Genomic DNA, 5,834 nt, shown 5'->3' on the forward strand with positions numbered 1-5,834 from the left:
GGCAATCGCAGTTGTCATATAAAATTTCTTTTTATCCATTTCTGCCTCCTGTATAATAAGCTGTTGGGAGCAAGTTTTTGCCCCCAACAGCTTTTAACGCTTATTTCTACCGTAACATACGACGGTTTTTCTGTCAAGATTTCCTGACTGTGAAGTTATGGAACGGTTATACAATTTCTTAGAAATAACCAAAGTTTTTGCTCTTTGTATTCCAGTAGTAGAGTCTTCCGGATTTATTGACCTTGGAGCCGTTTTTCTTTTTGGTTTCTACATACATATAGTAAGTCTTCTTCGGGTTGATCTTTTTGCCTTTAAATTTACGGATGGTCAGCTTTGTGGTGTTCTTGCCGACCGATTTTACTTTTTTATAACCTTTTTTCGGCTTTGTGGAGATATACACATCATATCCGCTTGCTCCGCCGACTTTTCCCCACTGGAAGCTCAGGCTGCCTTTTTTCACCTTGATGCTTGTCTCTTTGATACGTGCCTGGTTGAAACACTGGATCTTTGCCTTCGGTGTAGCATAAGTCTTTCCATTTACCGTCTTGAAAGCCTGAATGGTTACCGTGTAAACTTCATCTTTCATCTTATCGAAAGATGCACTGTAAGCATAGCTGTTCAGTTTCTGTGTCTTGCCGACACGTCTGCCTTTGCTGTTATACAGGGTCACTTCCACCCGATCTGCAGTCTCAACTTTATCCCATGTTACTTCCAGCTTGTTGATAAAGTACCACCAACGCTCCTGTCTGAAATTATGGACGGCTGCCGGGATTGTCTCAACCTGTCCGCTTACCGGTGAACTTGTTTTTGTTCCATTTGATGTGTAAGCTTCTACACGCACATTGTAACGCTTACCATCTTTCAGTCCGGTCAGTGTATAGGATGGTGTCTTGGATTTTCCAACCAGCTTCATATCACTGTAACTTTCTCCAAGATAAATATTATATCCTTCTGTTGTAAGTGTATTCATAGAGCTTGCATATGTCTGTTCCCAAGTGATACTTGCACTGTTTTTAGTCATGGCTGTCTGCTGAAGATTCCCCAGTGACACATAATAATATGCATTCTCTGCTGCCTGTACCTGTTTCGCTCCGGTTCCTGCTACAGTTCCGACACTTCCTGCTGCCAGAATCATTGCCGTAAGAAGCATCATACTAAGTTTTTTTCCTTTTTTTATCATGTTTTTCCTCCTTTGCCTTGTGTTGTGGTTTTGGGTTCTGAACTTTTTCTAAAATTAACTCAATGAGTCATACGTGATTTTTCCGTGCCTTGCACTCTCAAAATCACGAAAACATTCGAAATCCGCTCATTTTTTTACAAAAATGGCTGCTTTCTCATGTTTTTGCGGTCCCCATAGACACAAACACGTATGCAAGCATCCGTTTTGTGTCCATTTGTCCCTTTGACTCATTATATCATTTTTCTGCTTTCACCGCTACTCTTTTCGGCAATGGCAAGGAAATTTTTTCCACAATCAAAAAGGAACACATCATCAGCATTGCACCGATCACAAACCGCACACCCGGACGTTCTCTAAGAATCAGGATTGAGAGAATACATCCAAATACGCTCTCAAAAGAAAGGATCACGCCGCTTGTGGAAGTTTTCACATATTTCTGTCCAAACACACTGAGCAAATACGGCACAACCGTGCAGAAAACTGCCAGATAAGCGATGCTTCCGATGTTCATGCCGGACATGGCTGCCGGATGTGGCTCCAGGATCATCGCTGCCACAAGTCCCAAAATGCCGCCCGTTCCAATCTGAAGCATATTTAACAGAAAGCCGTCCTCTTCCCTTGCAAAAATCCCGGTCACAACAATATGGATCGCATAACACACTGCCGAGAGCAGCGAGATTAGATCTCCTTTGTTGACCCCGTCAAAACTTCCAAGCAAAATAAAGCCAAGTCCCACAATACAGACAAGTGCCGCCAGAATATCCGCCCTCTGCGGCTTTTTCCCGCGGATCACCCAGTAAATAAGCGGCAGGATCGCCACATAAGATCCTATAATAAAGGAAGATTTGGAAGAGGTCGTGTACTGCAGTCCGACCGTAAAGAACAGAAATTCAAAATACAGGACAATGCCCATGATGATGCCACGCTTTAACGTGCGGATGCTCATTTTTTTCATTCTCGGGATACAGACCAGAGTCATAATGATACCCGCCAGCAGAAAACGAAAGGCCAGAAGCCAGATCGGAGAGACATTCTCCAGCGTGTCTTTTAACACGCAAAAGGCACTGCCCCAGGTGAATGCCGCCAGGAACAGTGCGAAAATTGCAATTGTTTTTTTCATTTATTTTTCCTTTGTAATACTAAAGAGATGCCCACGAATTGCTCCGTCACAAAGTAACTCTCGCAATTTTCAGATGAACTGGTTTGTTTTTTCATCGTAGTGATAATCTATGCTGTCCATTTTCTCCAGAAGGTTCTGCCGGTTCAGTCCGCGGCAGGTACACAGTGCCTCCAGTGATTCATAATAATCACGCAGCTGTGTGTTTACATAGCTCAACAATATCATCGGATCTTTTGGAATCATACTTTACTCCTTTTTGCATACTTATGGAATTCCGGAGCGTCACTTCCAATCTCTGTGCCAGCCTGACATCTCTGTCCCGTTATCACATCATTCGACTTTCATTACTTCCGCTGCCAGTTTTCCGTCTTTGAGACCGATCACGATGGTGTCTTCTGTCTGTACATTTCCAGAAAGGATCATCCTTGCTGCCAGTGTCTCCACATTTTTCTGGAGGAAACGTTTCAGAGGTCTCGCACCATAGACCGGATCATAACCACCGTCTATGATATAGCTTTTTGCCTCATCCGTCAACTCCAGCCTGATCTCCTGGTCTGCGAGTCTGCGGTTCAGATCTGCCATCATCAGATCAACGATATTGCCGATGTTTTCTTTTGTCAGCGGCTTGAACATGATGATTTCATCCAGACGGTTTAAAAACTCCGGTCTGAAATGTGCCCGCAGGTCGTTCATGACCAGATCCTGGCTCTCCTGACGGATGCTTCCGTCCGGCTCAATGCCATCCAGCAGATAAGACGAACCAATGTTAGAAGTCATGATCAGAATCGTATTCTTAAAGTCTACGGTTCTGCCCTGGGAATCGGTGATACGTCCGTCATCCAGTACCTGAAGCAGTACGTTAAAGACATCCGGATGTGCTTTCTCGATCTCATCAAACAGTACAACTGAGTACGGTTTTCTTCTGACTGCTTCTGTCAGCTGTCCACCTTCTTCATATCCTACATATCCTGGAGGTGCTCCTATCAGACGGGACACAGAATATTTCTCCATGTATTCACTCATATCAATACGCACCATATTCTGCTCATCATCAAACATACTTGCTGCCAGAGCTTTTGCAAGCTCTGTCTTGCCGACACCGGTAGGACCAAGGAAAAGGAACGAACCGATCGGCTTGGTCGGATCTTTGATACCAGCTTTGGAACGGATGATCGCATCGGTCACTTTTCTGACACCATCTTCCTGTCCGATGACACGTTTGTGCAGTTCATCATCCAGATGCAGGATCTTGGTACGCTCACCTTCGGTCAGTTTTGCAACCGGGATGCCGGTCCATCTGGAAATGATCCTTGCGATCTCTTCGTCTGTTACACGGTCATGTACCAGCGACAGATCTTTGCTTTTTACCTTTTCTTCTTCAATTTCCAGCTGTTTCTGAAGTTTCGGCAGTTCGCCGTACTGCAGCTCTGCTGCTTTGTTCAGATCATAGCTTCTCTGTGCTTTTTCGATCTCTTTGTTCATATTTTCAATCTTTTCACGCAGCACGGACAGATTTTCAACAGAATGTTTCTCGTTATCCCACTGAGCTTTTTTGCCTGCAAAAGATTCACGCTGTTCTGCCAGCTCCTTCTGCAGGTTTTCCAGACGCTCGGCACTTAATTTATCGGTCTCTTTTTTCAGGGCAGCTTCCTCGATCTCCATCTGCATGATTTTTCTTCGCTGTTCATCCAGCTCCGTTGGCATGGAATCCAGCTCGGTCTTGATCAGGGCACATGCTTCATCGACCAGGTCAATGGCTTTATCCGGCAGGAAACGATCGGAAATATAACGATGAGAAAGCGTTGCAGCCGCTACCAGTGCACTGTCTGTGATTTTTACGCCATGATAAACTTCATAGCGGTCTTTCAGTCCACGCAGAATGGAAATCGTGTCTTCTACGCTCGGCTCGTCTACCATAACCGGCTGGAATCTTCTCTCCAGTGCAGCATCCTTTTCAATGTACTGACGGTACTCATCCAGCGTTGTCGCACCGATGCAGTGCAGCTCACCTCGTGCCAGCATTGGCTTTAACATATTGCCGGCATCCATCGCTCCGTCTGTCTTTCCGGCTCCGACTATCAGGTGCAGCTCATCGATAAAGAGAATGATCTGACCTTCGCTCTTTTTCACTTCTTCCAGAACGGCTTTCAGTCGTTCTTCAAACTCGCCACGGTATTTGGCACCTGCTACCAGTGCTCCCATATCCAGTGAGAAAATCTTTTTATCTTTCAGTCCTTCCGGAACATCACCGCGGACGATACGCTGTGCCAGACCCTCTACAGCTGCCGTTTTACCGACACCAGGTTCACCGATCAGCACCGGGTTGTTTTTCGTTTTTCTGGAAAGAATACGGATCACATTACGGATTTCCGCATCTCGTCCGATCACCGGATCCAGTTTCTGATTTCTTGCTTTTTCCACCAGATCCTGGCCATATTTATTTAACGTATCATAAGTTGCCTCCGGGTTGTCCGTCGTCACACGCTGGTTGCCGCGGACCGTGGAAAGTGCCTGCAGGAAGCGTTCTCTTGTAATGCCGAACTCCTGAAACAGTTTCTTGATCTCCGGATTTGGATTCTTGATCATGGACAGGAACAAATGCTCTACAGAAACATATTCATCTCCCATAGCCTTTGCCTCGTCCTCTGCCTGAACAAGTACTTTATTTAAATACTGACCGATATAAACCTGTCCGCCGGAAACCTTGGTACGTTTCTCAAGTGCAGACTCAACTGCATCGGTAAAGTACGTTTTATCAATCTCCATCTTTTCGATCATCTTGAGGATGAGACTGTCTTCCTGTTTTAACAGGGCATAAAGCAGATGCTCCTGCTCGATCTCCTGATTGCCATATTCATACGCCAGTTTCTCAAGGCTGTTCACTGCCTCGATGGACTTCTGTGTAAATTTACTGATATTCATAAAAACACCTCCTGTTTGCCAGATGTTATATGTTTCTTTGTTATATCGAGAATATAACACCATTTGTTAGCACTGTCAAGAGGTGAGTGCTAATTTTTTTGTTATTTTTTTGCAAACCCTTTAAAATCAATGGTTTGCAGTATCTTATTTCTTTTGAAATTGTGATTTTTTCTGTTTTGACACCAATTTGACACCAATTTTTCTTTTTATGGTGTCAAGCGTTTAACACCATGCTATCCAGTCTTGCAATCTCTTTTTCAATCCTTGTCATCTCTCCAATATGGTTATACACTTCCATTGTTACATCTATATGAGCGTGTCCCATAATATATTGAAGAACTTTTACGTCCATACGGCACTCTGCCATTCTGGTGCAGGCGGTATGACGCATGACATGAGCTGAAAACTTTGGTAACAGTTCTGCTTTCCTATGCTCTTTTTTTGCCCGTTCTACTTCAGTTTTGTTATATGCGTCTACAATGTTGTATAGAACACTATTTACAGCATTTGGCATAAGTGGTCTACCCGATTTTGCAGTAAAGACAAAACCCGAATATCCGTCCACCTCAATGCTCTTATCCTTTGCAAGCATAAAATTGATTTTCCTTTGTT

5 protein-coding genes are annotated in these 5,834 nt (G+C 44.2%); all 5 read right to left on the reverse strand.

Features of this window, described 5'->3' with window-relative positions:
• Positions 1–178: 178 nt before the first annotated feature.
• A complete protein-coding gene (locus ACLTL4_RS10680; RefSeq protein WP_022118949.1) occupies positions 179–1,180 on the reverse strand; it encodes a fibronectin type III domain-containing protein in 1,002 nt (333 codons plus the stop codon).
• Positions 1,181–1,415: 235 nt separating this feature from the next.
• Positions 1,416–2,300 (reverse strand): DMT family transporter, encoded by an 885-nt coding sequence (locus ACLTL4_RS10685; RefSeq protein ID WP_412290733.1) that lies wholly within the window; start codon positions 2,298–2,300, stop codon positions 1,416–1,418.
• Positions 2,301–2,369: 69 nt separating this feature from the next.
• Positions 2,370–2,543 (reverse strand): DUF4250 domain-containing protein, encoded by a 174-nt coding sequence (locus tag ACLTL4_RS10690; protein ID WP_147631029.1) that lies wholly within the window; start codon positions 2,541–2,543, stop codon positions 2,370–2,372.
• An 87-nt stretch (positions 2,544–2,630) separates the two neighbouring features.
• The gene (clpB, locus tag ACLTL4_RS10695) at positions 2,631–5,222 is read right to left on the reverse strand and encodes an ATP-dependent chaperone ClpB (RefSeq protein ID WP_412290731.1); all 2,592 of its coding nucleotides are present in this window, start codon (positions 5,220–5,222) and stop codon (positions 2,631–2,633) included.
• Between the two features lie 214 nt (positions 5,223–5,436).
• Positions 5,437–5,834: tyrosine-type recombinase/integrase (locus ACLTL4_RS10700; RefSeq protein WP_412320526.1), on the reverse strand; the 398-nt coding region annotated here is incomplete at its 5' end.

This window comes from Hominisplanchenecus sp., assembly GCF_046967715.1.
Taxonomy (GTDB): domain Bacteria; phylum Bacillota; class Clostridia; order Lachnospirales; family Lachnospiraceae; genus Hominisplanchenecus; species Hominisplanchenecus faecis.

Excerpts from the sequence above, each read along its gene's own strand:
- ACLTL4_RS10690 (WP_147631029.1), bottom strand. The coding sequence starts at position 2,543 with ATGATTCCAAAAGATCCGATGATATTGTTGAGCTATGTAAACACACAG.
- ACLTL4_RS10680 (WP_022118949.1), bottom strand. The coding sequence starts at position 1,180 with ATGATAAAAAAAGGAAAAAAACTTAGTATGATGCTTCTTACGGCAATG.
- clpB (WP_412290731.1), bottom strand. The coding sequence starts at position 5,222 with ATGAATATCAGTAAATTTACACAGAAGTCCATCGAGGCAGTGAACAGC.
- ACLTL4_RS10685 (WP_412290733.1), bottom strand. The coding sequence starts at position 2,300 with ATGAAAAAAACAATTGCAATTTTCGCACTGTTCCTGGCGGCATTCACC.